The 26,793-nt window shown below is 67.5% G+C and carries 20 protein-coding genes, 9 tRNA genes and 1 pseudogene; 11 read left to right on the plus strand and 19 right to left on the minus strand.

Annotated features, from left to right (window positions below):
• Positions 1-3: 3 nt before the first annotated feature.
• From ACWCOV_RS12455 to ACWCOV_RS12480, 6 genes are read left to right on the plus strand one after another with little or no spacing between them, the layout of a single operon-like run.
• Entirely contained in the window at positions 4-894 is an 891-nt protein-coding gene (locus ACWCOV_RS12455; RefSeq protein WP_449829352.1) for a fumarylacetoacetate hydrolase family protein, read from the plus strand.
• Positions 891-2,342, plus strand: a complete 1,452-nt coding sequence (locus ACWCOV_RS12460; RefSeq protein ID WP_449829353.1) for an aldehyde dehydrogenase (NADP(+)) — start codon at positions 891-893, stop codon at positions 2,340-2,342. The genes ACWCOV_RS12455 and ACWCOV_RS12460 overlap by 4 nt, the downstream gene beginning before the upstream one ends.
• Positions 2,339-4,156, plus strand: coding sequence for an IlvD/Edd family dehydratase (locus ACWCOV_RS12465; RefSeq protein ID WP_449829354.1), 1,818 nt, complete (start codon positions 2,339-2,341; stop codon positions 4,154-4,156). The genes ACWCOV_RS12460 and ACWCOV_RS12465 overlap by 4 nt, the downstream gene beginning before the upstream one ends.
• 38 nt (positions 4,157-4,194) lie before the next feature.
• Entirely contained in the window at positions 4,195-5,493 is a 1,299-nt protein-coding gene (locus ACWCOV_RS12470) for a DUF2088 domain-containing protein (protein ID WP_449829355.1), read from the plus strand.
• Complete coding sequence (locus ACWCOV_RS12475) at positions 5,490-6,356, plus strand: U32 family peptidase (protein WP_449829356.1); 867 nt, start codon at positions 5,490-5,492, stop codon at positions 6,354-6,356. Before ACWCOV_RS12470 ends, ACWCOV_RS12475 begins: the two co-directional genes overlap by 4 nt.
• Positions 6,353-7,738, plus strand: coding sequence for an FAD-binding oxidoreductase (locus tag ACWCOV_RS12480; protein ID WP_449829357.1), 1,386 nt, complete (start codon positions 6,353-6,355; stop codon positions 7,736-7,738). Before ACWCOV_RS12475 ends, ACWCOV_RS12480 begins: the two co-directional genes overlap by 4 nt.
• 107 nt (positions 7,739-7,845) lie before the next feature.
• Here ACWCOV_RS12480 and ACWCOV_RS12485 read toward each other — a convergent pair whose 3' ends face one another.
• From ACWCOV_RS12485 to ACWCOV_RS12545, 13 genes are all read right to left on the minus strand, one after another.
• Positions 7,846-8,034, minus strand: a complete 189-nt coding sequence (locus ACWCOV_RS12485) for a hypothetical protein (RefSeq protein WP_360518161.1) — start codon at positions 8,032-8,034, stop codon at positions 7,846-7,848.
• A gap of 54 nt (positions 8,035-8,088) precedes the next feature.
• Positions 8,089-8,172, minus strand: a tRNA-Tyr gene (locus tag ACWCOV_RS12490).
• Positions 8,169-8,621, minus strand: coding sequence for a methyltransferase family protein (locus tag ACWCOV_RS12495; RefSeq protein WP_449829358.1), 453 nt, complete (start codon positions 8,619-8,621; stop codon positions 8,169-8,171). The genes ACWCOV_RS12490 and ACWCOV_RS12495 overlap by 4 nt, the downstream gene beginning before the upstream one ends.
• Positions 8,576-9,403, minus strand: coding sequence for an alpha/beta fold hydrolase (locus ACWCOV_RS12500; protein WP_449829441.1), 828 nt, complete (start codon positions 9,401-9,403; stop codon positions 8,576-8,578). Before ACWCOV_RS12500 ends, ACWCOV_RS12495 begins: the two co-directional genes overlap by 46 nt.
• A gap of 96 nt (positions 9,404-9,499) precedes the next feature.
• A tRNA-Ser gene (locus ACWCOV_RS12505) sits at positions 9,500-9,588 on the minus strand.
• A gap of 56 nt (positions 9,589-9,644) precedes the next feature.
• Positions 9,645-10,865, minus strand: coding sequence for an RtcB family protein (locus ACWCOV_RS12510; RefSeq protein WP_449829359.1), 1,221 nt, complete (start codon positions 10,863-10,865; stop codon positions 9,645-9,647).
• A 1-nt stretch (position 10,866) separates the two neighbouring features.
• Positions 10,867-10,959 (minus strand) — tRNA-Ser (locus ACWCOV_RS12515).
• Positions 10,960-11,097: 138 nt separating this feature from the next.
• Positions 11,098-11,544 carry an HNH endonuclease gene (locus ACWCOV_RS12520; RefSeq protein ID WP_449829360.1) on the minus strand — a complete coding sequence of 149 codons (447 nt, stop codon included), beginning with the start codon at positions 11,542-11,544 and terminating at the stop codon, positions 11,098-11,100.
• Positions 11,545-11,611: 67 nt separating this feature from the next.
• Positions 11,612-11,688: transfer RNA gene (locus ACWCOV_RS12525), tRNA-Leu, on the minus strand.
• A gap of 48 nt (positions 11,689-11,736) precedes the next feature.
• Positions 11,737-11,813 (minus strand) — tRNA-His (locus tag ACWCOV_RS12530).
• Positions 11,814-11,815: 2 nt separating this feature from the next.
• Positions 11,816-11,889: transfer RNA gene (locus ACWCOV_RS12535), tRNA-Arg, on the minus strand.
• Between the two features lie 92 nt (positions 11,890-11,981).
• Positions 11,982-12,057: transfer RNA gene (locus tag ACWCOV_RS12540), tRNA-Pro, on the minus strand.
• A 173-nt stretch (positions 12,058-12,230) separates the two neighbouring features.
• Positions 12,231-12,299, minus strand: a tRNA-Trp gene (locus ACWCOV_RS12545).
• 483 nt (positions 12,300-12,782) lie between these two features.
• Here ACWCOV_RS12545 and ACWCOV_RS12550 point away from each other — a divergent pair.
• A tRNA-Thr gene (locus ACWCOV_RS12550) sits at positions 12,783-12,858 on the plus strand.
• Between the two features lie 178 nt (positions 12,859-13,036).
• Here the strand turns inward: ACWCOV_RS12550 and ACWCOV_RS12555 are convergent.
• The gene (locus ACWCOV_RS12555; RefSeq protein ID WP_449829361.1) at positions 13,037-13,777 is read right to left on the minus strand and encodes a tyrosine-type recombinase/integrase; all 741 of its coding nucleotides are present in this window, start codon (positions 13,775-13,777) and stop codon (positions 13,037-13,039) included.
• Between the two features lie 106 nt (positions 13,778-13,883).
• On the minus strand, positions 13,884-14,987 hold the full coding sequence (locus tag ACWCOV_RS12560) for a Swt1 family HEPN domain-containing protein (protein ID WP_449829362.1): 1,104 nt from the start codon (positions 14,985-14,987) through the stop codon (positions 13,884-13,886).
• Positions 14,988-15,522: 535 nt separating this feature from the next.
• On the opposite strand from ACWCOV_RS12560, the gene ACWCOV_RS12565 reads away from it, so the two are divergent.
• Positions 15,523-15,948 (plus strand): SMI1/KNR4 family protein, encoded by a 426-nt coding sequence (locus tag ACWCOV_RS12565; protein ID WP_449829363.1) that lies wholly within the window; start codon positions 15,523-15,525, stop codon positions 15,946-15,948.
• A 27-nt stretch (positions 15,949-15,975) separates the two neighbouring features.
• Here the strand turns inward: ACWCOV_RS12565 and ACWCOV_RS12570 are convergent.
• A pseudogene (locus tag ACWCOV_RS12570) lies at positions 15,976-17,209 on the minus strand (IS110 family transposase).
• A gap of 517 nt (positions 17,210-17,726) precedes the next feature.
• On the opposite strand from ACWCOV_RS12570, the gene ACWCOV_RS12575 reads away from it, so the two are divergent.
• The gene (locus ACWCOV_RS12575; RefSeq protein WP_449829364.1) at positions 17,727-18,278 is read left to right on the plus strand and encodes a hypothetical protein; all 552 of its coding nucleotides are present in this window, start codon (positions 17,727-17,729) and stop codon (positions 18,276-18,278) included.
• On the opposite strand, the gene ACWCOV_RS12580 is transcribed toward ACWCOV_RS12575, so the two are convergent.
• Positions 18,275-18,820, minus strand: coding sequence for a hypothetical protein (locus ACWCOV_RS12580; protein WP_449829365.1), 546 nt, complete (start codon positions 18,818-18,820; stop codon positions 18,275-18,277). The two genes, ACWCOV_RS12575 and ACWCOV_RS12580, sit on opposite strands and share 4 nt — an antisense overlap.
• A gap of 605 nt (positions 18,821-19,425) precedes the next feature.
• On the opposite strand from ACWCOV_RS12580, the gene ACWCOV_RS12585 reads away from it, so the two are divergent.
• Positions 19,426-20,379 (plus strand): cyclase family protein, encoded by a 954-nt coding sequence (locus tag ACWCOV_RS12585; protein WP_449829366.1) that lies wholly within the window; start codon positions 19,426-19,428, stop codon positions 20,377-20,379.
• A 331-nt stretch (positions 20,380-20,710) separates the two neighbouring features.
• On the opposite strand, the gene ACWCOV_RS12590 is transcribed toward ACWCOV_RS12585, so the two are convergent.
• On the minus strand, positions 20,711-20,899 hold the full coding sequence (locus tag ACWCOV_RS12590) for a YbdD/YjiX family protein (protein ID WP_449829367.1): 189 nt from the start codon (positions 20,897-20,899) through the stop codon (positions 20,711-20,713).
• Positions 20,896-23,031 carry a carbon starvation CstA family protein gene (locus ACWCOV_RS12595; protein ID WP_449829442.1) on the minus strand — a complete coding sequence of 712 codons (2,136 nt, stop codon included), beginning with the start codon at positions 23,029-23,031 and terminating at the stop codon, positions 20,896-20,898. Before ACWCOV_RS12595 ends, ACWCOV_RS12590 begins: the two co-directional genes overlap by 4 nt.
• 753 nt (positions 23,032-23,784) lie before the next feature.
• On the opposite strand from ACWCOV_RS12595, the gene ACWCOV_RS12600 reads away from it, so the two are divergent.
• Entirely contained in the window at positions 23,785-26,688 is a 2,904-nt protein-coding gene (locus ACWCOV_RS12600; protein WP_449829368.1) for a S8 family serine peptidase, read from the plus strand.
• Positions 26,689-26,793: the final 105 nt, after the last annotated feature.

The following is a 26,793-nucleotide window of genomic DNA, read 5'->3' on the forward strand; positions in this document are numbered from 1 at the left end:
CACATGCACTTGGTCCGTTACCAGTCCCCGGACGGCCGGCCCGTCGTCGGTGTGCGCACCGGCGACACCGTGGCTCCGCTGGAAGGCGTCAACAGCTTCGCGGAGCTGCTGCGGCTCCGGCTCGACGAGCTGCAGACCGCGGTCGCCAAGGTCGGCGCTGAGGTCCCGGCCGCCGGCCTGAAGTTCCTGCCACCGCTCGACGGTCGCGGCGAGGTCTGGTGCGCGGGTGTCACCTACGAGCGGTCCCGCGGCGCCCGGATGGAGGAGAGTGCCGAGCAGTCCGTGTACGACAAGGTCTACACCGCGGACCGGCCCGAGCTGTTCCAGAAGGCACCGGCCTGGCGGGTCGTGGTGGATGGTGAGCCGGTCGGTATCCGGTCCGACTCCGGTCACGACGTACCGGAGCCGGAGCTTGCCGTCGTCGCGAACAGCCACGGCGAGATCGTCGGCTTCACGGTCTGCAACGACATGAGCTCGCGCTCGATCGAGGGCGTGAACCCGCTCTACGTGCCGCAGGCCAAGCTGTTCGCCGGCGGCTGCGCGCTGGCCGCCGGGATCCGGCCCGCCTGGGAGGTGGCCGACCCGAAGAACCTGACCATCGACCTGGTCATCGAGCGGGCCGGCGACGAGGTGTTCGCGGGTACGACGTCCACCGCGCAGCTGGTCCGGGACCTGCAGGACCTGATCGACGTGCTGTTCCTGCCCAACGACTTCCCGGACGGCGTGATCCTCGCGACGGGGACCGGGATCGTGCCCGAGCTGGACTTCGCGCTCGCCGAGGGTGACGTGATCACGATCACCATCGCCGAGCTCGGAACGCTGACGAATACGGTGGCCGTAGGCCGGGAGCCGTTCGCGTTCCTGGCAACCGAGAACCTGGAGGAGAAGCGATGATTCCGGACACCACCCCCGCCGAGCTCGAGCAGGCCCTGGCCGACGCGGCCGCCGCCGCACCGGCGCTCGGCGCCTCGGAGCCTGCCGTCCGGGCCGGGTGGATCCGCGCGGTCGCGGACGCGCTGGACGCGGCCGCGGACGAGCTGGTGCCGATCGCGATGCGGGAGTCGTCGCTGCCCGAACCGCGGCTGCGCGGTGAGGTCGCGCGCAGCACCGGCCAGCTGCGGATGTTCGCGGACGTGCTCGAAGAGGGCTCGCTGCTGGAAGTGATCATCGACACCGCCGACCCGAACGCGAAGCCGGTCCCGCGGCCGGACCTGCGCCGGGTGCTCGTGCCGCTCGGACCGGTGCTGGTGTTCGCCGCCAGCAACTTCCCGTTCGCCTTCAGCGTCTGCGGGGGCGACACCGCCTCCGCGCTGGCAGCTGGGTGCCCGGTGATCGTCAAAGCACACCCCGGCCACCCGGACCTGTCGGCGAAGACCGCCGAGGTGATGATCGAGGCGCTGCGGGTCGCCGGTGCTCCGGCGGGCGCCTTCGGCCTGATCCAGGGCTTCGACGTCGGCGTCACCGCGCTGAAGGACCCGCGGATCACCGCGGCCGGGTTCACCGGTTCGGTCCCGGCCGGCAAGGCGCTGCACGAGATCGCGGTCACCCGGCCCGAGCCGATCCCGTTCTACGGCGAGCTCGGCAGCCTGAACCCGGTCTTCGTCACCCAGGCCGCGATCGATGCCCGCGGCAAGGACATCGCGACCGGCTACGTCGGCTCGTTCACGCTCGGCGTCGGCCAGTTCTGCACCAAGCCCGGCCTGCTCTTCCTGCCGTCCGGCCACGGCCTGCAGGACCAGCTGACCGAGGCGGCCGGCGGCGTGGCCGAGGCGCCGATGCTCAACGACCGGATCAAGGACGGCTTCGCGTCCGGCCTGGACCGGCTGCAGAAGGTGGAAGGTGTCCGGGTCTGGGCGTCCGGTGGCGCGACGCTGCTGCAGACCACGGTCGCCGAGCTGCTGGCCCGCCGCGACGAGATCCTCGAGGAGTGCTTCGGCCCGGTCTCGATCGTCGTCGAGTACGACGGCCTGGACGAGCTGAAGGCCGCGGTCGAGGCCTTCGAGGGCAACCTGACCGCGACGCTGCACGCCGAGTCGTCGGACACCGAGCTCGCCGGCGACCTGCTGCCGTTGCTGACGGCAAGGGCCGGGCGAGTGCTCTGGAACGGCTGGCCGACCGGCGTCGCGGTGTCCTGGGCGCAGCACCACGGCGGCCCGTTCCCGTCGACCGTCGGCTCGATCCACACCAGCGTCGGGGTGACCGCGGCCCGCCGGTTCCAGCGGCCGGTGGCCTACCAGGACGCGCCCGACGCGGTGCTGCCCGCCGTACTGAAGGACTCGAACCCGGCCGGGATCAGCCGCCGGGTGAACGGCACTGTGACAACAGGTGAGGTGTCTCGATGACCGATCTTCCCCCGACCAACGACCCCGGCGAGGGTCAGGTCCTGCCCGGTGAAGGGCATCCGGCCGAGACCGGGCGGCGCAGTTTCGACCACTGGTTCGGCGAGAAGGGCCGCAACGGCTTCATCCACCGGTCCTGGATGCGTTCGCAGGGCTTCTCCGAGGAGGCGTTCGACGGGCGCCCGGTGATCGGCATCTGCAACACCTGGTCCGAGCTCACCCCGTGCAACGCGCACCTCCGCCGGGTCGCCGACGCCGTCAAGCGCGGCGTCTGGCAGGCCGGCGGGTTCCCGCTCGAGTTCCCGGTGATGTCGCTCGGCGAGACCCTGCTCCGGCCGACCGCGATGCTGTTCCGCAACCTGCTCAGCATGGACGTCGAGGAGTCGCTGCGCGGCAACCCGCTCGACGGCGCGGTGCTGCTGACCGGCTGTGACAAGACCACGCCGGGCTCGATCATGGGCGCCGCCAGCGTCGACCTGCCGACCCTGGTGGTGACCGGCGGCCCGATGCTGAACGGCAAGTTCCGCGGCTGCGACATCGGCTCCGGGACGGCGGTCTGGCGGTTCACTCAGGACCTCAACGCCGGCCGGATGTCGGCCGACGACTTCGCCGCGGCCGAGGCCGGCCAGTCCCGCAGCAACGGCCACTGCATGACGATGGGCACGGCGTCCACCATGGCCTGTATGGCCGAGTCGCTCGGCCTGCAGCTGACCGGTGGCGCGGCCATTCCCGCGGTCGACTCCCGCCGCTACGTGATCGCCCAGAAGTCCGGTCAGCGGATCGTCGAGATGGTGAAGGAGGACCTCAAGCTCAGCGACATCCTGACCCGGGACGCGTTCGCGAACGCGGTCCGCGCCAACGCCGCGATCGGCGGCTCGACCAACTTCGTCATCCACCTGCTGGCGATCGCCGGGCGGGTCGGCGTCGACATCACGCTGGACGACATCGACGAGTGGGCCCGTGGGGTGCCGTGGCTGGTGGACCTGCAGCCGTCGGGCAAGTACCTGATGGAGGACTTCTACTACGCCGGCGGCCTGCCCGCGGTGCTGAAGGAGATCGAGCCGCTGCTCAAGACCGACGCGATCACCGTGACCGGCAAGTCCATCGGCGAGAACATCGCGAACGCCGAGCGGATCGAAGCCGTCATCCCGGGCGGTACGGCGAACCAGACCTACGCGGTGATCCGCCCGGTCGGCGACCCGCTCGGGTCCGGTGCGGGAACGGCCGTGCTGAAGGGCAACCTGGCCCCGGACGGCGCCGTGATCAAGCAGTCCGCGGCCTCCGAGCGGCTGTCGCAGCACCGCGGCAAGGCGCTGGTGTTCGCAAGCATCGAGGACTACGACAAGGCCGTCGACGACCCGGACCTGGACGTCGACGAGGACACCGTGCTGGTGCTCCAGAACGCGGGCCCGCGCGGCTACCCGGGCATGCCCGAGGTCGGCAACATGACGATCCCGCGCAAGCTGGCCGAGCAGGGCATCGACGACATGGTGCGGATCTCGGACGCGCGGATGAGCGGTACGGCGTACGGCACCGTCGTACTGCACGTCACGCCGGAAGCGGCCGTGGGTGGTCCGCTGGCGCTGGTGCGGACGGGTGACTGGATCGAGCTCGACGTACCGGCTCGGCGGCTGCACCTCGACGTACCGGACGAGGAGCTGGAGAAGCGGCGGGCCGACTGGCAGCCCCCGTCGCCGCCGTCGGACCGCGGGTGGGCGCGGCTGTACGTCGACCACGTCACCCAGGCGAACCAGGGCTGCGACCTCGACTTCCTGGTCGGCCGCACCGGCTCCTCCGTAGCGAGGCAGAGCCACTGATGTCTCCCTCACAACCGCCGAGCGAAGCGAGGCGTTCCTTGGGGGTCTTTGAGGCGATCCGGGGGCTGCGGCCGACCGGGGTGATCCCGCAGGTCACACCGATCCGGCGGCTGCTCCCGGACCTCCCCGCCTCGGCTGATCCGTACACCGACGCCTTCAACGCCTTGGAGCCGTTGCGCGCCCAGATCCTCCCGGGCGCGCGGATCGCGGTGACCGCCGGCAGCCGCGGGATCCACGACCTGGTACCGGTGGTGAAGGCGGCCGTCGCCTGGCTGTCGTCGGTCGGCGCCGAGCCCTTCGTCGTACCGGCGATGGGCTCGCACGGTGGTGCGACCGCTGCCGGTCAGCTGGAGATGCTGGCCGGGCTCGGGATCACCAAGGAGTCCGTCGGGTGCCCGGTCGAGGCCACCATGGAGACCGTCGTCGTCGGCACGCTGGCGGACGGTACGCCGGTGCACCACGACGCACTGGCGGCGAAGGCAGACGGCGTCCTGCTGGTGAACCGGATCAAGCCGCACACCGACTTCCGGGGCCCGATCGAGAGCGGGCTGGCCAAGATCCTGGCGATCGGCCTCGGCAACCACGCGGGCGCGGCGTCCCTGCACGCCGGCGGCATCCCCTCGCTGGGCGGCGCGATCGAGGCCGCGGCCCGGATCGTCATTGCCCAAGGCAAGATCCTGGGCGGTCTCGGCATCCTCGAGAACGCGCTGGAACGCACCGCCGCGGTGGAGTTCGTCGACGCCGACGGGATCGCCGGGCCGGCCGAGCACGCCCTGCTGCAAACGGCCGGCAGCCTGCTCGGGCGGCTGCCGTTCGACGAGCTCGACGTGCTGGTGGTGGACGAGCTCGGCAAGGACAAGTCCGGCGCCGGGATGGACACCAACGTGATCGGCCGGTGCTGGGTGCACGGGATCCCCGAGTTCGAGTCGCCGTCGATCGCGGCGATCACGGTGCACTCGCTGTCCGAGGCGTCGCACGGGAACGCGTCCGGCCTCGGCCTGGCCGATGTGATCCCGGCCCGGCTCCTGGAGCAGATCGACCTGCGGGTCAGCTACGTGAACGCGTTGACCTCCGGCGCCGGCGGAGCCCGCCGGTCCCGGCTGCCGATGGTGATGGAGGACGACGAGGCCGCTGTCCTGGCCGCAGTGACGATGTGCGGACGGCGCGACTGGTCCGAGCTCCGGCTGGCCCGGATCAAGGACACCCTTTCCCCGAACGAGTTGATGGTGACGCCGGCGCTGCTGACCGAGGCAGGTGACCGCTTCGACCTGGAGATCACCGGGACGGCCCGGGACCTGACGTCGGCCGGCCGGCTCGGACCCTGGAGTGACGCATGAACCTTCGCGACGCACACGCGCTACTGGCCGACCGCGGCTTCCGTCCGGGCGACACGTCGGCGGCGACGTTCCCGGACGGGTCGCCGTACAAGATCGAGATCCCTTCCTGTGAAGGGCCGCGGGTGATGGCGGCCGTCCTGGAGGAGTCCAAGACCCGCGGTGTGACGATCGACCGGGTCTCGCAGGGCAGCGGCGTGATGATGCTGACCGACGCCGAGATCGAGGAAATGCTCGCGCTCGGCGCGTCGGCCGGTGTCGAGGTCTGCCTGTTCCTCGGGCCGCGTGGCGCCTGGGACATCGGCGGCCAGGCCAAGGTGTCGGCCGCCGTCGGTGGTGTTGCCCGCGGCAACGAGATGGTCGCGGCGTCGCTGTGTGACGCGTTCCGGGCGGTCGAGCTCGGGGTGCGCAGCCTGCTGGTCGGTGACATCGGCGTGCTGGAGATCCTCGGTGAGCTGAAGGTCGACGGCTCGCTGCCGTCGGACCTGGTGCTGAAGACGTCGGTGCTGATGCCCTTGCCGAACGCGCCGACGGCCCGGCTGTACGAGCGTCTCGGCGCGACCAGCCTGAACGTGTCGACCGACCTGCCGGTGCCGGTGCTGGCCGAGATCCGTTCCGTGACGTCGGTCCCGATCGACATGTACATCGAGGTCCCCGACGACCAGGGCGGCCATGTGCGCTTCTACGACGTGCCGGAGATCGTCCGGGTCGCGGCGCCGGTGTACCTGAAGATGGGGCTGCGGAACGCGCCGAACATCTACCCCGTCGGCGCTCATCTGTCGGGAACCGCCGAGGCGCTCGGCCGCGAACGCGTCCGCCGGGCCGAGTTGATCCTGCGCCTGTTGGCCGAACAGGATGAGGGATGACCTCTTCCGATCCGCTCGTCGCCCGGCTGCGGTCGGTGCTGGGCGACAAGGGTGTGCTGGACGATCCCGACGTACTGGACGCTCATCGCAACGATCACGCGACCTTCTGCACGGCCGGCGTACCGCGGGTGCTGGTGCGGCCGTCGTCCACGGCCGAGGTGTCGGAGGTGCTGAAGGCCGCCGGTGAGTTCGGGGTGCCGGTGGTCACGCAGGGAGCGCGGACCGGGCTGTCCGGGGCGGCGAACGCGATCGACGGGTGCCTGCTGCTGTCGACCTCGCGCCTCAACCAGGTGCTCGAGGTCTCGGTGGAGGACCAGGTCGCCGTCGTCCAGCCCGGTGTGGTGAACGCAGAGTTGTCGCGGGCGGTCCTGGAGCAGGGCCTGTTCTACCCGCCGGATCCGTCGTCGTGGGAAATGTCCACGGTGGGTGGCAACATCGCCACCAACGCCGGTGGGTTGTGCTGTGTGAAGTACGGCGTGACGTCGGACTTCGTGCGTGGACTGGAGGTGGTGCTGGCGTCGGGCGAGGTCGTCCGCACCGGCCGCCGGTCGGCGAAGGGCGTCGCCGGGTACGACCTGACCCGGTTGATCGTGGGATCCGAGGGGACGCTCGGTGTCGTCACGGAGGCGACGCTGGCGCTGCGTCCTGCGCCCGAGGCCGCGTTGACCGCGGCGGCCACGTTCCTGTCCATCGAGGACGGGATCGCGGCCGCTGCCGCGGTGATGGCGTCCGGGCTGCGGCCGTCGCTGCTGGAGTTCCTGGACGGGCCGACGGCGCGGGCGATCCAGGACTACCGGGACATGGGGCTGCCGGCCGACGTCGGGTCGCTGCTGATCGCCCAGTCGGACCGCGGTCCGAGGGCGGCCGAGGACGTGGCGCGGATCGCCGCGATCTGTTCCGAGCATGGGGCGATCGAGGTCGCCGAGGCGTCCGACGCCGAGGAGTCCCGGATGCTGCTCGAGGCCCGGCGGCTGGTGAACCCGGCGCTGGAGCCGTTGGGTGTCACGTTGGTCGACGACGTCGCCGTACCGCGGTCGAAGCTGGTCGCGTTGCTGCGCGGGATCGCGGAGATCGGCACGAAGTACGACGTACTGATCTGTTGCCCGGGGCACGTGGGTGACGGCAACATGCACCCGACCGTGATCTTCGACCGCGACGACCCGGCCGCCGAGGCACGGGCCCTGGAGGCGTTCGGCGCGGTGATGGAGCTCGGGCTGGCGCTGGGCGGCACGATCACCGGCGAGCACGGCATCGGCACGTTGAAGACCCGTTGGCTCGAGCAGGAGCTCGGCCCGGCCGGCCTCGACCTGCAACGCCGGATCAAGCAGGCCTTCGACCCCGGCAACCTGCTCAACCCCGGAAAGGTCCTGGAACGCTTCTAGAGTCCCCCTGCCTGGAGTCGAACCAGGGACCCGGCCTTCGGAGAGCCAGGCGTGCATCCGTCACCAGAGGGTCTTCCGGGTACGCCGACGGCGTACCCGGCGGGTGCCTACTCGTCGACCGAGACGACGCGCATCCAGTCGGAACAGTCGGCTTCGCACCACACGTGATCGCCGCGGTGGGCGATCCGGTCGCGCTGGACGTGCCCGCAGGCGAGCCGCACCCGGCGCATCGCGTGACCCTGTTTGACCGGAGCACCGGTCCTACCACCCGGAACACGCTTCCTGAGGTCGGCCATGGCCGGTCCTCCTCTCTCGTCACACTGTTTGTTGCTGAAGGCATCTTTGCCTCGTGCAGGAGACAGGATTCGAACCTGCTCAGCCCAAGGGCAACGGGTTTACAGCCCGCCCCACCTCTCCCACGGTGGCGCTCCTACAGATACCGGCGAACGCGCTCGCGGTACGCCCGGTACTCGCCCCCGAACTTCGTGGCCAGCGCGCGTTCCTCACCGAGGACCTCCCGATGCATCGCCGCGCCGACGAGCGGCACGGTTGCCACCACCCACCCGGACCGGGTGATCAGGCCGATCCCCAACTGCAGCAGGATCCATCCGACATACATCGGGTTCCGGCTGACGGCGTACGGTCCGCCGGTGACAAGCGCTTCCGGCTTCGCCAGCTCGGTCGTTGCCGCCTGCACCGAGCTGGCGATCACCAGGCTGCCTGCGGCGAGCGCCGCCCATCCGGTACGGCGTTTCCGCAGCCGCCACGGCCGCACCTGCTCCAACGCGAACCCGACCGCGATTCCCGCCAGACTGGCCTCGGGAACCGGGATGTTGGTCAGCTTCGCGTCCGTGCGACCTCCTCGAGAAACGCCTCGGGCCACTCGATGTGCGGGACATGCCCGGCGTCGTCGATCACCCGCAACGGCCAGTTCAACCTTTGGGCCGCTTCGATCGCAAGGCTCAACGGCACGAACCGGTCCTTCGCACCCCACACCAGCGACGTCGGTACGGCGATCGGGTCGTGGACCTGCTTGGTGCACGTGCGGATCAGTTGCCGCATCGTCCGTTTGACGTGCGGCACGACGGCACGGCTCCGCGTATAGGTGGTGAACGCGTCCATCCAGTCCGGTGCGTCCCGCCGTACCCGATCGAGATCGGCGAACGCCCACCGCTCGAACCGGACCATGTTGTCCTCGGTCGGCCGCACCGCGAACCTGATCGCCGTCATCCGGAGCCCGATCGGCATCCGGTACCGGCCGACGCCGGGAGCCGCGTAGATCACCAGTTGGCGCAGCGACTCACCATGCTTTGCCGCGAAGCGGGCAGCCATCGTCCCGAGCAACGAGTGCGCGATCAGGACCGGAGGCTCGTCACAGGTCGCGCGCAGCAGCTCGATCAGCCAGCGATCGAAGGTCTCCGCGTCCAACCGATCAACCGGGTCGGACTCACCAAGCCCCGGTACGTCGGGGACGACGACCTGATGCTCTTCCGCAAGCCGAGCCAGCACCGGCGCCCAGTAGAGGCCACCGCACTCGATGCCCCCGTGCAGCAGCACCAGCGGTGGTCCGTCGCCGCCTTGGAGGACGACTGTGGACACGCCGCTGACGTCGATCCGCCGTTCGTCGACCGGCAGATCGCGCAGCAGTCGGGCGCGTTCTTGCATCACGTTCGTCAGGCTAGGTCCGGCCGCCGGCCGACCGCTTCCGAAGAACTACCCAACTCGCGGGCGCCGGCGACTGCGAACAACTGTGTAGGTACGCGGTGAGGGCGAGATTCGAACTCGCGGACCAGGCGAACCCGGCCGACGGTTTAGCAAACCGCTGCCCCTGCCTGCAGGCGGACCTCACCAGCAGGGTCCTGCCGTGTCCCCTGACCACGGCAGGACCACTGTCAGCCCTAAACTGTCAGCCCTTCACGCAGATGACCTGCTTGAGGTGGGCGACGACCTCGACCAGGTCGGACTGGGCCGCGATGACCGACTCGATGTCCTTGTACGCCGGCGGGATCTCGTCGATCACGCCGGCGTCCTTGCGGGACTCGACGCCTGTCGTCTGGGCGATCAGGTCGTCGACCGTGTACCGGCGCTTCGCCTCGTTGCGGCTCATCCGCCGGCCTGCCCCGTGCGAGGCCGAGTAGAACGACCGCTCCGAGCCGAGACCGCGAACGACGTACGACCCGGTGCCCATCGACCCCGGGATCAGCCCGAGGTCGCCGCGACCCGCCCGGATCGCGCCCTTGCGGGTGACCAGCAGGTCGAGCCCGTCGATGTGCTCCTCGGCCACGTAGTTGTGGTGGCACGAGATCGGCTGCTCGAACCGGACGTCGTACGGGAACGAGTCCCGCACCGCCTGCATCACCAGCGCCAGCATGACCGCGCGGTTCCGGGACGCGTACTCCTGCGCCCAGGTCAGGTCCCGGCGGTACGCGTCCATCTCCGGCGTGCCGGAGAGGAACACCGCCAGGTCACGGTCCGGCAGGTCCGCGTTGTGCGGCAGCGTGCGAGCGATCCGCATGTGCCGCTCGGCGAGCTCCTTGCCGATGTTCCGGCTGCCCGAGTGCAGCATCAGCCAGACCCGGTCCTCGTCGTCGAGGCAGACCTCGATGAAGTGGTTGCCGCCGCCCAGCGAACCCATCTGCTGGTGCGCCTTCTTCTCCCGGTCCTGCACCCCGTCGTGCAGGCTCGAGAACGAACCCCAGAACCGGTCCCAGCCACGGTCCAGCCCGAGCTTGCGCACACTCACCGGGTCCTCGTGCGCCCGGAACCCGACCGGTACGGCGGCCTCGATCCGGGACCGGATCGCGGACAGGTCGTCCGGAAGATCCGCGGCCGTCAGCGAGGTGAGCACGCCCTCCATCCCGCACCCGATGTCGACCCCGACCGCGGCCGGCGACACCGCCTGCTTCATCGCGATCACCGAACCGACCGTCGCACCCTTGCCGAGGTGCACGTCCGGCATCACCCGAACACCGTGCACCCACGGCAGCGCCGCAATGTTCCGCAACTGCTGCAGCGCCTGCGCCCCCACCTCGTGCTCCTGCGCCCACATGAGCGTGGAGCTCTTCGCCCCACTGAGCTCAACCGGAAACTCCACGTTCATCTCCCCACTCTCCTCGATCGTGTACATGCGGTGAGACTGGGATTCGAACCCAGACGTCCGTTGAAGGACCTGCCGTTTTCGAGACGGCTGCCGCTAGGCCTGACACTCGGCTTATCTCACCAGGTCACGTGCGCCGGGTGGCCGGCGTACAGCTGCCAGGGCAGGGCTCGAACCTGCGGGGCCTCGGGTCAGAACCGAGGGTGGGACGCCGTCGCCCACCTGGCATCGCGCTCCGGCGCGACACCGTGGTGGTGTCGCGTCAGAGCGCTATCTCCGCACGCGAGGGGATCCACGGCTGCCACAGCAGTGGCATACCGGCCTCCTCGGGCGTGCGTGAGCCCTTCTTCTCGTTGCAGGACGCGTGCGCGGCGACGGCGTTCAGCCACTCGCCACGTCCACCGCGTGACCGCGGCACCACGTGGTCCATCGTGGTCGCGCCGGGTTGACCGCAGTACGCACACGTGTACTTGTCACGCTTCAGCACGCCGGCCCGCGTGTACTGCAGGCGTCCGGCGGCGTACCGCCACTTGGTCACGACGTACCGCACCAGCCGCAGCACGCGGGGGAGCGGGAACGGTCCGATGCTGGCGCCGTCGTGCGCTTCCTCGACGACGGCGACCTCCCGGACGAGCATCCGGATGGCGTGCGGAATCGACACGACGTGCAGCTGCTCGTACGAGGCGTTGAGAACGATCACACCGCTCATGTGGTTCCTCCTCCCTTCCAGTGTGCCCGACAGCGCGCTGCCAGGTCGGCTGATCTCGGTGTGGTCGTGGTACGGCCCCGGGGATTCGAACCCCGAACCTCCTGGGTCTGAGCCAGGCGCCTCTACCAGTTGGGCGAGGGCCGCAGGTCTGTTGGTACGACGGCCCGCTTGGTCGGGCCGTGATCGTCGTACTGGGGTGTCCGGCGGGGCTCGAACCCGCTTCCCCCGGGGTCACGTCCCGGTGCATCGACCGCTTCTGCTTCGGACACAGCACGCCCGGCAGGACTCGAACCTGCACTCCCCGGCTTCGTAGGCCGGTGCTCTCTCCCGTTGAGCCACGGGCGTCCGGTGCCCTGCGCCGGATGTGGTGCGGATTTCCGGCGCAGGGCACGTTCGTGGCGCCCGCTCGGCCGGTAGCTGAGCATCCTGCGGGCGCCTGGTCCAGCTGGAGGGACTCGAACCCCCGTCGTCCTCATCCCAAATGAGGCGGCCTGGCCACTGGCCCACAGCTGGTGACGCCCCCGGGTCGCCCCGGGGACGGTGCCCGGGACGCGCCCGGGCGTCTTCCCCGGCGCACGGACGGCGCCGCAGGGAAGGTCCACCAGGCCTCGGCGGCCCGGCGGAAAATGCGATGAATGTCCAGTTGTCAATTGTTCGGGCCGGTATTCGTGAATACCGCGCAAAAGCATCGGTGGAAGGAGTCGAACCCTCGCAACACGGGTTTGGAATCCGGTCAGCAACCATTGCTCACCGACGAGGCAAAAGAAAAGAGCCGCCTGGTGCCGGACACCCGGCTCAGACGGCTCCTGGGAAGATCTCCCGCTGGAGATCACACAGGTGGGCCGCCCGCACGCGGGCTCAACTCGGCGTCAAGCTGGTGATAAAACACGGATCGGCTATCACGCGCCGGTCGCGGACACGCCGACAAGGCAATGGCTCCCCGCCACGCCCGCATCGCGTTCCACGTCCTGGTCACGGTGATCTCCTCGAAGTCTTGTCGTTCCTTGCGGGCATTAGTCTCACGCACACCCATCAAGGAAGTCAACGCATTTCCCATATCATTTGTTCCCACTGCAATTCCGCACCCCTCCGACGCCACCCCCGCCCCTCCGGTTCCTCCCCGCCTCCTCCCACTACACCCAGTCACCGGCCCACTACCCAGACCCCCCCACCCGCCCTCCTCCCGTATCCGATTCGGAATCTCCCCACCCTCCCGCTACACTCTTGCCTCGGCACCCGCCGCCTTAGCTCAGTCGGCAGAGCGTCTCACTCGTAATGAGAAGGTCGTCGGTTCGATTCCGACAGGCGGCTCCACACAGGAGCAGAGAGAAACCCAGGTCACGGGACACCTGACCTGGGGTTCTGTGTGTCCGGGGCACTCGCGTCGGGGGCTCAGCGGGCCGGTTTGCTAACGACTTTGCTAACAGGGCACCCCGGCGGCCTCCTCCGGGCCGTCTTCCTCGTCGGTCTATTCGTCCTCGCATCCAGGGTGTTAGCAGGCTCCGACTGGGCAGCCGCAGCGGCGAAGGATCCCGGCGACACCCGCCGCGTGGGTCCGCATGACGTGCGCATAGATCCGGAGCGTGATGGCCGGGTCGGAGTGCCCCAGCCGCTCGGCGACGACGTGAACCGGGACCCCCGCGATCAGCAGCAGTGTTGCGTGCACGTGGCGCAGGTCGTGCAACCGTGCGTGGGGGAGGGGAGTGGCCGGCCTTTTCGCTGAGTCCTCCGGGTCCGGGGTGTTGTAGGCGCGGATGACCTTGCCCATGAGCTGAGTCACCGTGTCGGGGTAAAGCGGCTCTCCCAGGCCCGTCGTGAACACGTAGCCGGAATCGGGCCAGGCGTCGCCCACCTTGGCTTGGTCCGCCATCTGGCGTCGCCGGTGCGCCTTGAGCTCCCGAACGGTGTCGGGGTCGATGCTCACGGTCCGCTCTCTGCCGCCCTTGGTGGTGCCCTCGACCCGCTGACCTTCCACCATGCCGACTGAACCGCGGATTCGGACCGCCGGCGCTTTCCAGTCGACGTCAGCCCAGCGCAAGTTCAGCAGCTCCCCGCGCCGAGCGCCTGTGTATGCCACCAGCCGATAGGACGCGTGAAGGCGATGGCTCGACATCTGGGCAAGGAAGTTGCGCAGTTCGTCAGCCGTCCATACCTCGACAGAGGCGGAGCGGTACGACGGATCGTTCAAAAGACTCGCATCAGAGATGGCAAGGTAGTCACCGAGCCCGAACACGGGCCCTGTCCATCCTGCGGGAGAACAGGGACGACGGGAAGCTGAACAAGGCGGCCACGCTCGCATCCTCCGCAGCGATGAATAGCAGGCGGGCTAGTGGGATCTGCTACCAACGTGGTGCGCGGTCAACTCCTCCACCAGCGCCAAATATGTTTATCGGTACGGTTGTCTCGTCAACAGTCGTCCAGGGATCGGCGCATACGATTCGATAGTCCATTTGCCGGTAGCGGCGGGTCCAGGTGGTGTAATCCTGATTCTCGTTGCGATCGCGCAGAGACGAATTCACCAAGACCCAGTCGAATGCCCTACCGATAGCGTCAGAGACTTGATGTGCGTCATCGGCAGCACTGAATGTAAAGCTGATTTGCCGTGGGCTCCGGATTTCGAGATGTAGGAGCAGTGACTCAACGAAGGTGTCTTTTACGTCGCGCCACAACGCTGGTACGTCTACAAATCTGGACCGCAGGAAGAAGTCCGCGTGCCAGAGATAGCCTTGTGCGCCGGCCAGATCTTCGACCTGACCTTTGTTCCACGGGCGCTTGCTCGTGCGCAGGTTCAGGTTGGTTTCGTAGTTGTCAAAGGCATGAACTAGGAGTCGTTGGGCGACCTCGTGTTCACCGTCGATCCAGCCGCGAGTGACGGGGTCGTTGTTCGTCTCGGAGTCAGGGACCCAACGTTCGTTGTAGCTCGCAAGAGCAATGAAGGCGCCGCGCTCCAGGTCTCGTAGAGTCTGTTCGAGGCGGTTTATGTCGTCGGAGTGTGGGCTGCGCATGTGCCCAATGCGGTGTCTAATTCGCTTGAGGTCTACCTGGCGTCCGTCCCATGACCCCTTCTCAAGGAGAGCGTATCCAAGTTGCGCCCAGTTGTTATCGACTATCTGGATTAGCTGACTATAGTCAAGGTAGGCGAGAGGGTTGTCGTTATCTGGGCCGGACATATGGGTATACGCGGCATCTTGGGCCAGCCGGCCATTCGCGGCCTTGACTTCATCGACCCAGCTTCGACCGTGAAGTGCTTTCAATTCAACGTAAACCAGAGTGCGCAGCCAGCGCTCAAGCTGCCACCAGCGGCCATACAACACCGCAGAACTACCCTGCATGTAATGCGGAATGATTGAGCGCAGCGCAGATTCCGTAGCTCCATCCATCCAAGGAGCCTCCGCAAAAGGGTCGAACTCCTCGGCATCTGATGCTGGATTCTGCTTTGACATTCCGCCTCCCTGAACTGCCGGTGCACCTCTGCGTGCACCGAGCAGCCTCTCGTACGAGGCCGGTCCGGCGCCAGCTCATATGACAGGCGAGCGTCTGGGGATCGAGCAAACGGCCGATTCGCACGCTGGGGTTTCAGTGCTCGGCTCTGTCGATGTCTGCCGGATTGACCTCTTAAGAATCAAGGCGCGCCGCAAGCGGCGCGCAGCGCGGCCCGGGCTTACGACCTGCGGCCGACGCCCTCCGCCGCGCACCACCAGCCCCCACCGACTTCTCAAGCGGCCAACCGTCACCAGCGGCGACCGGTTCCCAGAAGGCCGGCGGGTTGGCCTCGTCCCCTGGCCGCTCGATCGTACGGCCAGCACGACACGCATCAAGAGCGCCGACGGCGTCCCTTCGGGATCGGCATGCCGACTCTTGACATGCGCCGCGCTGGCCTGGGTTTGGCAGCTATCAGACCTCCGATGTGGTTAAGCGGCAAGTCGCGAGTGTTTGGTTTCTGTGTTCGTCGCGGGTTGGCGTGAGAGGCTTCCCGCTATGGACGCAGGCGCCTGGCGACAAACACTGCAGGCTGCTGACGACGGCCTGGAGCTGCAGCCTCCCGCCGATCCTGGCGAGATCGCGGCCGTCGAGCTTCGGCTCGGCATCCCGTTCCCAGCCGAGCTGCGCGGACTGTATGAGGCGACGGACGGCATCTTGGACAAGCCGGGCGAGTGGTTCGTGATGTGGCGGCTTGGAGACGTTGCGCGCTGGAATCTTGAAGCCTGGAACGGGTGGGAGTCCGAGGCTCGGCGGAGGCTGCTTGGCTTCGGCGACGACGGCACCGGAGATCCCTTCTGTGTCGCACTAGACGGGGAAACCACCGTGTGCACTTGGTCGCCTATCGAGCAGGAAGCGCGACCACTCGCACCGAACCTTCGTGAGTTCTGGTTGGGATGGTTATCCGGGCAGATCAAGACCTGACGTGTCTGGCTGTCTCGGTCCGCGTGATCAGATTCCGAGATCGGGCTGTGGCGCGGCGAAGGCTTTGTGGGGTTGGTAATGCTGGCCGGTTTGGAGGCAGTAGTAGAGCTGTCCGAGCATCCGGTTGAACAGGTGGCGTAGTGCGGCTGGGTGTCGGTCGCCGTGGTCTCGGCGGTGTCGGTAGTGACGGTTGGCGTGTTCGTCGTGGGCGAGAGCGGCGAAGGCCCAGGCCCAGCCGGCCGCGGCCAGGCGGTCGTTCTTCACGCGGCGGTGGGTGATGGAGATGGAACGGCCGGAGGCGCGGGTGATCGGGGCCGACCCGGCATAGGCCTTGACCGCTCGGGCGTCTGTGAAGCGGGTCCGGTCGTCGCCGAGCTCGGCCAGGATCCGGGCTCCGGTGTTGTCGGCCAGGCCGGGGAAGCTGGTAATGATGGCGTGGTCGGGATGCTGTTGGAACGCCTCGGCGACGGCCTGCCCGAGTTCGTCGACGTTGCGGCACTCGATATCGAGGGTCGCGAGCAGGGCGAGCGCCTGGCGCCCAATGGCTTGCTCGACCAGTTCAGCCTGACGCAGCTGTGGCTCGCGGAGCTCGGCGTGTAGCTGTGCCGCGGTCGTGTCGATGCGGCGTTGACGCCCGGCGCGGCGCAGCGCGGCGGCGATCCGCGCTTTGGACAGATTGGCCGCCGCGGCCGGTGTTGGTGCGAGTGCCAGCATCGCGCGGGCGTCGGCCGTGGCCAGGTTGCTCGCGTTCTTGCCGGCGAAGGTCTCGAGGAAGGCTGGGTAGTACTCGCGCAGCAGCGAGCGCAGCTCGTTAGAAGCCCTGGTGCGGCGCCAGGTGGCGTCTTGGTGTGCGCGGACCAGTACCGCGATGGCTTGGGCCAGGTGGGTGTCGGCCGGCAGTTTGCGGTGAGCATGCAGGTCGGTGCGCAGGATGTTGGCCAGTGTCATCGCGTCGGCGTGATCGGACTTGCCCCGGCTGACCGTGTGTCGCTCGCGGTAGCGCGCCACGGCCATCGGGTGATCGCGTAGACCGGACGCCCGGTGGCCCGCAGGGCCGCGACCAGCAGACCGCGAGGGTCTCGATCGCCACCGGGACCATGTCCTCGGCAGAGTCGCCGGCCTCGGCCAGCATCGCTGTGAGTTCGGCGAACCCGGCCACCGTCTCGTTGATGCGTTTCTTCGCGATCAGCTGACCAAGATCGTCGATGAGCGCGATGTCGTGACGGCCTTCGGCCCAGTCGATCCCGCAGAACACCTTCACCTGTCTGCACCTCCTCCTAGCCGGTGTCCGGTCCGGTTCGTGGACCCTTGGTGAGAACGCGCGGCGCCCTAATGACGAGGCTCTGCGGTCTTGCCTCCGATAAGCCGTTCGCGATCCCAGCAACCCGTACGGCCCCGGTCTGCGGATCAGAGCTCGAAGGCTCCCGGTGAACGAGGTATCGACCGTGCGGGCGGGCTCGAACCACGACCAACACTCCTCGGCCAGCAGCCGGCCAACTAGGCCGACGCGCCGAGCCAGGTCAGCAGTGCGAACAGGTCCGGGGCGTCAGTCGCGTCGGCCTGATAGGAGGCCTGACCGGGCCAAGGGACGGGAAGACGTCAACAGCCACCCGGGACCTGTTACCCACTCATTAGGGGCACGGGGCAGGTGTGGGCTACGGAGGCAAGGTACGTAACGGATCGTCCTCGGTCTGCGATCTAGCGAGCAAGGGGATAGGCGGAAACATGAGTTGGACGATTGCAGTGTGCGCGCTTGCCTTCACCATCGGATCGTTCTGGTGGATGAACGCTCGACGAGGGAGATTGCGGACGTCGAACCGCACTCGATTGCCTACGTCGTTAACGGAAGCGAGTTCCTGTTGGTGCGGCTGCCACTACCGTTCCACAATGCCGGGGCGAAGCCCATCATCGTGCAGAACCTTCGGTTGAGGTTTCCAAACGAGGCAGGAGCAATCAACGGCTTGCCATGGCGAGTCACTCGCAGGCAACTCCGCCCGGAGGGGGACGACTACGAGGACCTTCCTGCAGTCTTCTCAGTCGCCGGCCGAACAGTCGTGCAGAAGTACATCGAATTCGGCGGTCCCTTTCCCGGGCTTGCGTTGGAGCCGCGCGAGTATTTTGTGAGGGTGGAAGCGAAACTCGCACACAAGAAGGACTGGGTCTCAGTGGCGGCCTTCCCGCTCAGAGCGCAGAACATTACGAGCGGCACGACCTACATTGCACACAGCAATGACTCGGGCTACCTGTCGGCTAACGACCTTGCCAACGCGAAGGCCGCGGGGCTCGCCTTGCTCGAACAACTGAGAGCTGCCAGCCCTCGCAGTGGTTAGTCGCGTAGGAACGTGATGAGAGCTTGGAACATCAGCGTGATCGCCTTCGGAAGGCCGGCAACTCCGATCACGTCGGTACAGGCGACTGCCCGATCGCTGAGTGGAACGCCAGATCCAACGATGTCCGTCCATCTCGCTGACAGCATGCAGATGAAGATCATCAGGAAGATGAGTGCCTCGACCTGGTACCTAGTCAGTCCGAGCGGTTGGACCGCGTGTACGCGCGGCTGGTCAGGTGCCAGAGGAGAGCTCTCCGACTGCTGTGCTACCCGAGCTGACAACGTCAGCAGGGCTTGAGACATCGAATCGGCCAGCGACTTGATGTCGAAGTCGAGCTTCGGGAGTGAGGCGGCGAGTAGTTCGAGGTTGGGCAGGATGTCGTCCAGGTCGAGCTTCGGGAGCGAGGCGGCGAGCAGGTCGAGGGCGGGCAGCGCGGGTTGGAAGTCGAGCTTGGCCAGCGGTGGCTCGAAGGCGAGGTTGGGCAGGATGTCGTCCAGGTCGAGCTTCGGGAGCGAGGCGGCCAGCAGCTTGAGCGCAGGCACAGTGGCTCGAAGTCGAACTTGGGCAGCAGGTCCCACTTCGGCAGCAGCACATCGAGCAGCGACGAGCGACCGGGTGACTGACGGGAACCCTGCATGATGCGAACCTCGGATCTGATCGACTACAGTCGATTCTCCCAGAGCGGGCTGGCAATTTCCGCTCGATCAGACGGATTCACCTTCCCCTTACATGGCTAGCGCTCCTGTCTGCTAACAGTTCTGCTAACAAGCGGCTGGATGGGGGTGGACGTTCGTGAACCACGGGCAGCCTTGTCCGGTTTGGAATCGGGCCTGGAGGTACGTCTGTAGATGCCTGTCGCGGCACTCGTAATGAGAAGGTCGTCGGTTCGATTCCGACAGGCGGCTCCACCAAACCCCCAGGTCAGAGACCACTTCCCTCGCCTGGGGTTTCCTCGTTCCTGGTGGCGTGGCACGAAGGTGCCCGCCATGTGCGGCATGGTTCAGAGTGAGAGCCAGCTCCTTCTCTGCACTAAGGCTGATGGCCCACCGAGGTAGTGTCATGCCAGTTCAGCGGGCCTTGGCATGTCGCAGGGGGATACGCTGCCCGCGGTGCCGCGAAGCGCGTGACCGGAGGAGTCGATGCTGGGATGACGGCAGGGCGACCGATGCCCACACAGGACGACGTGCTCGGGTACTTCAACACGCTGTCTAACTGGGGACGGTGGGGCGACGACGACCAGCTCGGCACTCTGAACCACATCACCGACGACGTCCGGCTGGCGGCGGCGCGGGCCGTGCGCCACGGCAGGAGCGTGTCGTGCGCGTGGGAGGTCGCCGTACCGGAAGAAATGGAGCGGTCGACGACGTCGTGCCCGTGTGCCGCTGACATGCCGGGTGCCGAGAACATGCCGGCGCTGTTCCACAACGACCGGCGCTGGGGCTTTTCGAACGAGCGGCTCGGCATCTTCTTCCACGGCAACACGATCACCCACGTCGACTCGCCGTGCCACCTCTTCTGGGACGGCAAGATGTACAACGGGCGGTCGCACTCGTTGGTCGACGCCGAAACGGGATCGGCGTGGGCCGCCGTCACGGCGGCGGCGAACGGGATCATCACGCGTGGTGTCCTGCTGGATATCGCGAGAGTCCGCGATGTGCCGTGGTTGGAGCCGGGTGAGGGTGTGTTTCCCGAGGATCTCGAGGATGCCGAGCGTCGCCAGGGTGTGCGGGTGCGACCCGGCGACGCGGTACTCCTGCGGACCGGGTACGGCCGCGTTCGGCACGAGGCCGGTGCGGCCGGCGGTTTCACGCAGGCCGGCTGGCACGCGTCCTGCCTGCCGTGGCTGCATGAGCGGGAGGTCGCGCTGATCGGCGCTGACACCCCCCAGGACGTTCAGCCGTCGGGGTACGAAGACGTGTTGATGCCGGTTCACGCCGTGAGCCTCGTCGCGATGGGGCTATGGCTGCTCGACAACTGCGACCTGGAGGCGTGCGCGACGACAGCTGCCGAGCTCGGCCAGTGGGATTTCCACCTCGCAGTCGCGCCGGTCCGCTTCGCCGGTACGTCCGGCAGCCCGGTCAACCCGATCGCCACATTCTGACCGCGGGACTCGCGCCCGACGGTGTCGGCACCCGGCGACCGCCTACCTTCGCATGTAGCCGGGCCTCGTCCCACAGGCTGCGGTAGGCGACCGACGCCGGGGAGGTGCAGGCCCAGGCCACCACCGGCGCGGCGTACGCCCGTCTGCTCGACGACCGAGGCCATCGGGATCGCGGTGCCCGCGACGTCTTGGTGTTCCATCGGGAGTTGCTTGGACAGGTCGCGGTGCAGCCGGGACGGCGGTCGACCATGGACAGGAACGCGAGCAGGTCTGGCGCGGGCCTTGGCCTCGGCGACGAACGACCGCAGCTGGTCGAGCGTGCGTACCGCTGTCAGCAGCAGCGGGACTGTGGGTTGTGCTCGTTGTGGTCGGCCCGGTGACGCTCGAACTCCCGACGAGACATGGGTACGACGCCCTCGCGCCGGCACCGGTCGGCGTACTCGTGCCATTTCGCCTCGCCGGTCGCCTCGCGGAGGTACCAGAGGATCCCGCGACCCGCCCGGATGACAGCGGACCTCATCGCTGGTCTCCCGCCCGGGTGAGCTCCTCGTTCCGACGCACGGCCTCCTTCTCCTCCTTGGTCGCGAAGAAGGAGGAGGGCGCGACGAGGCGCGACGGCTGGTGCGGCACCTCGGTCGTCGGCAGTCCGCCCGCCCTCACGGCCTTGAACCAGATGACGAACGCATTGACGACGACGACCACCACCAGCAGCGCGAAGATCAACTGCAGCACGCCGTTGACAGTGGAGTTGGTGACGATCTGTTGCATCTGGTCCATGTCCTTCGCAGGCGCGCGAATCGCGCCGTTGTCGATGGAGTCCTGGTACACCGAGCGCTGCTTGAAGTACCCGATGCTCGGGTTGTCGGAGAAGACCTTCTGCCAGCTCGCGGTCAGGGTGACGATCAGGTCCCAGGCGAGACCTATCCCCGGAACCCAGGCCCATTTCACCTTGCCGTGCTTGATCAGCAGCGTCACGCAGAGTGTGAGGGCGATGGCGGCGAGCAGCTGGTTGGAGATTCCGAACAACGGGAACAGCTGGTTGATGCCGCCGAGGGGGTCGGTGACACCGACGTACAGCATGTAGCCCCACAGCGCGACGACGATCGCACTGGCGGACCAGGAGGCCGGCTTCCAGGAAATGTCGTCGTACTTCCGCCACAGGTTCCCGATCGTGTCCTGCAGCATGAACCGGCCTACGCGGGTCCCGGCGTCGACGGCGGTGAGGATGAAGAGCGCCTCGAACATGATCGCGAAGTGGTACCAGAACGCGGCAAGCCCGCCACCGAACGCCTCGGTGAAGATCAGTGAGATGCCGAACGCCAGGGTCGGTGCACCGCCGGTGCGCGAGATCAGCGACTGCTCCTCGATCGACTGCGCCGCGTTGGTGAGATCGGCGGGGCTGATCGTGAAGCCCAGTGAGCGCACGAACTCCGCCGCCGCCTCGGGAGTTCCGCCGGTGGCACCGGCAGGGCTGTTGATGGCGAAGTACAGTCCCTGGTCGATCACCGACGCCGCGATCAGGGCGCTGATCGCGACGAACGACTCCATCAGCATGCTGCCGTAACCGATCATGCGGACGTGGCTTTCCTTGGCGATCATCTTCGGAGTCGTGCCGGAGGCGATCAGCGAGTGGAACCCGGACAGGGCGCCACAGGCGATCGTGATGAACACGAACGGGAACAGCTTGCCGGCGAACACGGGACCGGTGCCTTCGCGCCCGAACTCGGTGACTGCCTCGTTCTCGAGCAGCGGGTTGGCCAGGACCAGGCCGACCGCGAGCAGCACGATCACGCCGATCTTCATGAACGTGGACAGGTAGTCACGCGGGGTGAGCAGCATCCAGACGGGGAGGATCGAGGCGAAGAAGCCGTACAGGACCAGGCAGAGCGTCAGCGTCTCCTTGGAGAGCGTCAATGAGCTCGCGAGCCCCCACTCATCGACGAACCCACCGCCGATGATCGCGAGGAGCAACAGCGCGACCCCGATCGCCGTGACCTCCATGACTCGGCCCGGCCGGATGTAGCGAAGGTAGAAGCCCATGAACAGGGCGATCGGGATGGTGAGCGCGATCGAGAAGACGCCCCACGGCGACTCCGCCAGCGCGTTGACAACCACGAGCGCCAGCACCGCCAGAATGATGATCATGATCGCGAACACCGCGATGAGGGCCGCGGTGCCGCCCACGACGCCGATCTCCTCGCGCACCATCTGGCCCAGGCTCTTGCCGTCGCGGCGCATGGAGAAGAACATCACCATCAGGTCCTGGACGGCGCCGGCCAGGATCACCCCGACGATGATCCAGGCCGTGCCGGGGAGGTAGCCCATCTGCGCGGCGAGCACCGGCCCGACGAGCGGACCGGCTCCGGCGATCGCGGCGAAGTGGTGACCGAACAGCACGCGCCGGTCCGTGACGTCGAAGTCCACTCCGTTCTCGAGCCGCTCGGCCGGTGTCGCCCTGGTGTCGTCGACCCGGAGCACTCGGTACGCGATGAAGCGGGCGTAGAACCGGTAGGCGATGAAGTACGACGCCAGCGCCGCGAACAGGATCCACAGCGCAGAGATCTGCTCGCCGCGGACCAGCGCCAGTACCGCCCAGCAGACGGCGCCGACCACCGCTATCGCACCCCAGATCAGCAGCGACCTCAGCGACATCCGCTGAGCTCCGCCGGTCGGCCCGTGACGTTCTTCGGTGTTGGTAGACATGGATACTCCTCGTCGAACGCGCTTCGCGTCGGCCGAAAAGGGGCCCGGACTGCTGTACTTACCAATCTGACACGGAACTTCCGCGTCCAACAGGCTTGGGATCTGGCATCCTCAAGTCGGGTGCGCCGAGGGTGTCGGTGTACGCCGTCTGCAGTTCGACCTACGGCGGCGTCATCCCACCAGCTGATCGTGTCGAACAGATTGGACCGGTTGCCGATCAGGTCGATCGGCCACGGCAGCGTGATCAGCAGATCCGCTTGCCCGGTAACCTTCCGTGCAGGCGGGCTTCATCCGCCCGTACGCGGGGTCCACGGCGGCCGCCGGACATACAGCCCGCCATGCAGGGCCTCCCATCGGTCTCGGCGCCCCAGATGTGACGGTTGCTTTGGGCATCGTTCATCTCGGCCAGGTAGACACAGGTCCGCAGTCGATCCAGCGTCTTGCACGTTGCTGCCAGCGCGGCCACACCCCGACGCGTCAGTCGTCGTGCGGTTCGTGGTGCGAAATGACGGATAGCACCGGGGTCCGGTCAGAGGCCGCCTACCGAGGGCTGCGGAGGCCGGCAATGGTTCAACGAAGTTGCAGACAACGGGTTTGAACGATAGAAACATCCCCTGACTCGCCGGTGTCGCTCGGGGTGCGCCGGATCCGCCTGATCGTGGAAGCACCTTGGGGGTTCTGTTGTCTTTCCGTCCTGCTCAGTTGCTGCGTCTGGGCCTTCCGGCGGCGATGGTCGCGGCGACCTTGGTTGCGGTGACCGGTTCGTCCGGTACCGCCGAGGTGTCGTCCGAGCCGCGCCCGTTCAAGGCGAATTTCCGGTCCGAACGAGGGTCGGCGAAACCCGCGTACGACGCGAAGTCCGTGATCGTTCAGTTCAAGTCGAAGGCGACCACGTCGGCCCGCAAGTCGGCGCTCGCCAAGGTCAACGCCACGCCGAAGACGTCGGTCACCGACGACGTCGTCACCGTGACCGGTGACGTGCCGGCGCCCGAGTTGCTGAAGAAGGTCAAGGCTGATCCGGCCGTCGCGCAGGCCTCGCTCAACTACATCCGACGGAGGTCTGCCACGCCGAGCGACTTGTTCTACACCAATTACCAGAAGTATCTGCCGACCGTTCGGGTCAACCAGGCCTGGGACTTGAGCAAGTCGGCCGGCACGCAGACTGTCGCCGTACTGGACACCGGTGTCGACGCCGGTCACCCGGATCTGGCCGGCCACCTGCTGCCCGGCTACAACACGTTCAACACCGCGCTGGCCCCGAACGACGGGGACGGCCACGGTACGGCGGTCACCGGAATCATCGCGGCCGGCACCGGCAACTCGATCGGTATCGCCGGCGTGGCCTGGAACGCCAAGGTCCGGCCGGTGAAGGTGCTCGACGACAACGGCGAGGGCAGCGACGCCAACGTCATCAACGGCATCAACTGGGCGGTCAAGAACGGCGTCCGGGTGATCAACATGTCGCTCGGCGGCGGAGGTGACAACCCGATCCTGCACCAGGTGATCCAGAACGCCGTCGCCAAGGGTGTGGTCCTGGTCGCCGCGGCCGGGAACACCGGTTCGCCGGACCCGAACTACCCGGCGGCGTACCCGGAGGTGCTCTCGGTCGGTGCCACGAACCCGGCCGGCGCGCTGACCAGTTTCAGCAGCTGGGGTGACTCGGTCGACATCGCCGCCCCGGGCTTCGGCATCACCAGCACGGCGCCGCGGGCGCAGACTCCGTTGGGCTCCGAGCCGTACTACATGGGCCTGGCGGGTACGTCGTTCTCGTCGCCGATCGTGGCGGGCGTCGTGGCACTGGTCCGCAACAAGTGGCCGACGTTCACACCGGCCCAGGTGATGGCCCGGTTGAAGGCGACTGCCCGCGACGCAGGCCCGCGCGGCATCGACCCGTACTACGGCGCGGGCATCCTGGACGCATACCAGGCCCTCGGCGGCAAGTGGACGACGGACTTCCCGGTCAACCCGGCAGACGGCAACGACCAGCCCGCCAGGGCTACCGGTATCCCCGCGGTACCCGCGCAGGTCTCCGGCACAGTCGGTGTGGAGGGCGACGTCGACTGGTATGTGGTCAATGCATCGTCGTCGGGCGTCATCTCGGTCAGGCTGAGCGGGCCGGTGTACGACGACTGCGCCTTCTCGTCGAACTTCGCGCCGAGCCTCGACGTGTACGACCGCAATCTGCGGCCGCTGGCGCATCACGTGTGGCACTACCCGACGATGCCGATCGATCCGCTCACTGGTTGTCCACAGCCGGTGGGGCTGACCGTGGCGTGGAACGTCGATGCGCTGACCGCCGGCACACTCATTGCCGTGCGCAACGACAACGGATCCCGGGACACCCGTGGATACACATTGAGCGTTGACAATGCGGGTCTCAAGGATCCGCGTACCGGCACGGCGTACCCAGTCATGGATGTCCAGCCGGCCGATCTGTCGTTGAACGCGGCAGTGAGTGTCAAGCCAACGGTGACGTTTGCTCGTCCGGTCGTCGCCGACAGCGTCAACTCGGCAACAGTCCGGCTGCTCAACGGTCGGACCGGTGCGGCGGTCGGTGCGACCGTCGCCTACGACGCGACAACCATGCAGGCCGTCATCAGTCCGACCCACCCACCGTCCCCCGCGGACCCGGACACCCCCGCGACGCTGCTCGACAACACGCCGTACCGGATTCAGGTCACTGGCGTGCAGGAGGCTGACGGTACGCCGCTTGCGCCGTTCACCAGCACCTTCCGCACGGCAGACACCACGCCGCCGCAGGTGGCGCCGTTCGACGCGACTGGCGCCTACCTGGCCGCGAACCTGTCGTGGACGATTCATCCCACCACCGACCTGGACCAGGTCATCGTGCGGCGGAACGCCGGCAGCACCGTTCCGACGCCGACCACCGGCACGCTCGTCTATGCGGGCACCGGGACCGCCGTGAAAGACACCGGTCTCGCGCAGGGCGTCACCTATACGTACGCCGTCTGGGCCCGGGACCGTACTGGGCACTACAGCGCGCCGAACGTCAAGCGGCTGGTGGGGATGAAGTCGGGGATCAGCGCGACCTCGACGCTGGTCAACTACGGCGGGACAGTCACGCTGCGCGGGAGCCTGTTGCGCATCGACAACAAGGCGTACTACGGACTCCCGCTCAACGTCTATGTACGCCCGAAGAACTCGTCGAGGTTCACTCTGCTGGCGTCGCCGAAGACGACCGTCACCGGCACCGTTGCGGTGACGACGAAGCCAGTCGTGTCGTCGGTGTACATGATGACGTTTCCAGGGAACGACGAGATGATGGGGACGCGGACGGCGGACATCACGGTGAACGTCGCGCCGACGATCTCGGCGACGCTGTCTCCTACGGCGATCCGGCTGGGGCAGGTGGCCGCGCTCAGCGGGTACGTCGCTCCCGCACACGCGGGGCAGACTGTCTATCTGCAACAGTACGGCAGCAAGGTGTGGAGGTCGATCGCGTCGGTGAAGCTGAGTGCGTCCGGCAAGTACGCCTTCGGGATCAAACCGGCGGTCCGCGGCCAGATCGCATACCGGGTCTGGTTCCCTGGGGATCCCGACCACGCGCAGGCCTTCACCGCGAACAAGATCCTCACCATCAGCTGATCGCAGCCCAACAGCACGCCCCGGCCGCCAACGCCCGGGGCGTGCTGTCGTTTCAAGATGAGCCGCGTGTCCTGCATCGATCGATCCCGCTTCTGCGCTGGGGCC

The sequence above is a fragment of the Kribbella sp. NPDC002412 genome, from assembly GCF_053592935.1.